The organism is Gemmobacter sp., assembly GCF_016792925.1.
GTDB lineage: Bacteria > Pseudomonadota > Alphaproteobacteria > Rhodobacterales > Rhodobacteraceae > Gemmobacter.
The window spans coordinates 1-3,578 of sequence record NZ_JAEULU010000284.1; the positions used below are offsets into that span (position 1 = coordinate 1).

Below are 3,578 nucleotides of genomic sequence, written 5' to 3' on the forward strand. Positions count from 1 at the left end.
AGAGGTCCGGCACCTCGGGCAGGGTCAGGGTCTGCCAGCAACCCGCCCCCGCCTCGGCCACACCGGCCTTGTCCGACAGCAGCAATACCTTGCCATGCCGCGCCATCACCTCCTGCATGTTCGAGACGGTCTTTTCAAACAGATGGTCGCGCGGCGCCAGCACGATCACCGGCACCCGGTTGTCGATCAGCGCAATCGGCCCATGCTTCAGCTCGCCCGACGCATAGCCCTCGGCATGGATATAGCTGATTTCCTTCAGCTTCAGCGCGCCTTCCAGCGCCAGCGGATACATCGGCCCGCGCCCGAGGAACAGCACATCCTGCGCCTCGGCCAGTTGCTCCGACAGCGCCTCGATCTCACCGGCCAGCGTCAGCGCATGGTTCATCAGCCCCGGCAGCAGCCGGAAATCGGCCAGATGCGCCGCCACCTGATCGGCCGTCAGCACGCCGCGATGCTGCGCCGCCTTGAGCGCCAGCAGCGCCAGCACGGCGAGTTGGCAGGTAAAGGCCTTGGTCGAGGCCACGCCGACCTCCACCCCCGCCAGAATGGGCAGCGCCACATCGCTTTCCCGCGCGATGGAGGAGGTGGCGACATTCACCACCGACACCACCTTCGCCACGCGTTCCTTGGCATGGCGCAAGGCCGCCAGAGTATCCGCCGTCTCGCCCGACTGGCTGATGAACATGGCCCAGCTTTGCGGCGACAAAGGCGCATCGCGATAGCGGAATTCCGACGCGATGTCGATGTCGCAGGGCAGGCGGGCCAGGCTCTCGAACCAGTATTTCGCCACATGGCAGGCATAATGCGCCGTGCCGCAAGCGACCAGCGTGAGGCGGTCCACGCCCGCGAAATCCACCGCATGCGGCAGGGTGAGGCCGCTTTCGCCCAAGTAATGTTTCAGCGCATCGGCCAGGACCACCGGCTGTTCGGCAATCTCCTTGGCCATGAAATGCTTGTAGCCGGCCTTCTCGATCCTTGTGGCATCCACCTGAATCCGCGCCATCGCCCGGTTCGCCCGGCGGTTCTGCGCGTCAAAGATCTCGGCACCCTTGCGGGTGATCACCGCCCAGTCGCCTTCCTCCAGATAGGTGATGCGGTCGGTCATCGGTGCCAGCGCGATGGCGTCCGAGCCCACGAACATCTCGCCCTCGCCATGCCCGATCGCCAGCGGCGAGCCCTTGCGGGCGCAGATCAGCAGATCGTCATGGCCCTCGAACAGGAAGCACAGCGCAAAGGCGCCATGCAGGCGGCCCAGCACCGCCGCCGTCGCCTCGGCGGGTGCAAGGCCCAGCGACAGCTGATGCTGCATCAAAAGCGCCACGGTCTCGGTATCGGTCTGCGATTCAAAACCATAGCCAAGGCCCGTCAGCTCCTCGCGCAGCTCGCGGAAGTTTTCGATGATGCCGTTATGCACCACCGCCACGCCGCCCGCGCGATGGGGGTGCGCATTGGCCACCGTCGCCGCGCCATGGGTGGCCCAGCGGGTATGGCCAATCCCTGCGCGCCCCGCCAAAGGCTCATGCACCAGCAGGTCCGACAGATGCACCAGCTTGCCCACCGCCCGGCGCCGGTCCAGCCGCCCCTCGTTCAGCGTGGCAATACCCGCCGAGTCATAGCCGCGATATTCCAGCCGCTTCAGCGCCTCGACCAGCAGGGGCGCAACCTGATGGTTGCCCAGAACGCCGACAATGCCACACATTACGCTTTCCCCTTTGCCGCCTTGATCGCCCGCAGCCGCTCGAACAGCTTCACCGCCAGCCCCGGCTTGTTCACCTGTTTGGCGCGGCCCAAAGCCACGGCGCCCGCCGGCACATCCTCGGTGATCGTGCTGCCCGAGCCGGTCATGGCCTCATCGCCCACGCTCACCGGCGCCACCAGCATGGTGTCCGAGCCGATGAAGGCCCGCTTGCCGATCCGCGTGCGGTGCTTCATCACGCCATCATAATTGCAAGTGACGGTGCCCGCGCCGATATTCGTGGCCTCGCCCACATTGGCATCACCGATATAGCTCAGATGGCCGACCTTCACGCCCTCATCCAGAATGGCGTTCTTGATCTCCACGAAATTGCCGACATGCACGAACTCGGCCAGCTCGGCGCCGGGGCGCAGCCGGGCAAAGGGGCCCACATCGGCGCCGCGCGACACATGGCAGCCCTCCAGATGGCAATAGGCCTTGATCTCGGCGCCGCTTTCAATGGTCACACCGGGGCCGAAGACGACATGCGGCCCGATGATCGCATCGCGCCCGATATGGGTATCCAGCGCAAAGAACACGGTCTCGGGCGCGGTCAGCGTCACGCCAATGTCGAGCGCCTCGGCCCGGGCGCGCGCCTGAAAGGCGGCCTCGGCCTCGGCCAGCTGCGCGCGGGTGTTCACGCCCATGGTCTCCGCCTCGGGGCAGGTGACAACGCCCGCCGAAAGGCCGCGTTTGCGCGCCAGCTCCACAATATCGGTCAGGTAATATTCGCCCGCCGCATTGTCATTGCCCAAGGCCGCCACAAGGCTGAACAGGGTTTCGGTCCCGGCACAGATCACGCCGGAATTGCACAGGGTGATGGCGCGCTCGGCCTCGGTGGCATCCTTGAATTCCACGATGCGCTCCAAGGCCTCGCCCTGCGCGATCAGCCGCCCATAGCGCCCCGGATCGCGCGCCTCAAAGCCCAGCACCACCACGGCATGCCGGGCGCGCGCCTCCAGCATCGCCTCCAGCGTCTCGGGGCGGATGAAGGGCGTGTCACCATAGAGCACCACGCAATCGCCCGCCGCACCCTCCAGCGCCGTGCGCGCCTGTGCCACCGCATGCCCGGTGCCCAGCTGCTCGGCCTGCACCACCACCGTGCAAGCCTCGTCCCAGGCCCGCGCCGCCTTGCTCACCGCCTCGGCGCCATGGCCCGCCACCACCACCACGCGCTCGGGCGCAAGGCTCGCACCCGCCTGCATCGCATGATGCAGCATCGGCGCACCGGCCACCTTGTGCAGCACTTTCGGCAGGTCGGAATTCATCCGCGTGCCCTGACCGGCCGCAAGAATGACAAGAGAAACCGGCATGACACCCCTTCCTAAATCGTTGCGCCCGTTTTAACCCGGTCTGCGGGCGGCGCAAGCGCTCCGCTTTCACACATCCTTACCGCAGGTTTCAAGATGACGTTGCAGACCCGCCCCACCGTGGTTTTCGATCTGGACGGCACCCTGGCCGATACCTCCGCCGATCTGATCGCCGCCGCCAATGCCTGTTTCCGGGGCTTGGGCCATGGCGACCTGCTCGATCCCGCCGCCGACCAGCTCACCGCCTTCCATGGCGGGCGCGCCATGCTGAAACTGGGGTTTGAACGCTTGGGGCAGGGCGATGAGGCGCTGATCGCCGCGCAATACCCCGTGCTGCTCGCCGCCTATGCGGAAGCCATCGACACCCATACCCGGCTTTACCCCGGCGTGATCCCCGCCGTCGAGGCGCTGCGGAGCGCAGGCTACGCCACCGCCATCTGCACCAACAAGCCCGAGGGGCTGGCGCAAACCCTCGTGACCCGCCTTGGCATCCGGGGCCTCTTTGGCAGCCTGATCGGCGCCGATACCCTGCC

Annotated in this window: 3 protein-coding genes; 1 reads left to right on the forward strand and 2 read right to left on the reverse strand. The window is 66.6% G+C overall.

From position 1 onward, the window contains the following. Positions 1 to 1,699: glutamine--fructose-6-phosphate transaminase (isomerizing) (gene glmS / locus JNN06_RS13590; protein ID WP_291240132.1), on the reverse strand; the 1,699-nt coding region annotated here is incomplete at its 3' end. Next, a complete protein-coding gene (gene glmU, locus JNN06_RS13595; protein WP_291240133.1) occupies positions 1,699 to 3,048 on the reverse strand; it encodes a bifunctional UDP-N-acetylglucosamine diphosphorylase/glucosamine-1-phosphate N-acetyltransferase GlmU in 1,350 nt (449 codons plus the stop codon). The genes glmU and glmS, both read right to left, overlap by 1 nt. Before the next feature lie 93 nt (positions 3,049 to 3,141). Between glmU and JNN06_RS13600 the strand changes: the two genes are divergently transcribed. Then, positions 3,142 to 3,578 (forward strand): HAD family hydrolase (locus JNN06_RS13600; protein WP_291240134.1); only part of this gene is annotated, 437 nt, incomplete at its 3' end.

What these genes read in the sequence shown, in the direction of transcription:
- glmU (WP_291240133.1), bottom strand. Translation starts at nt 3,048, where the DNA reads ATGCCGGTTTCTCTTGTCATTCTTGCGGCCGGTCAGGGCACGCGGATG.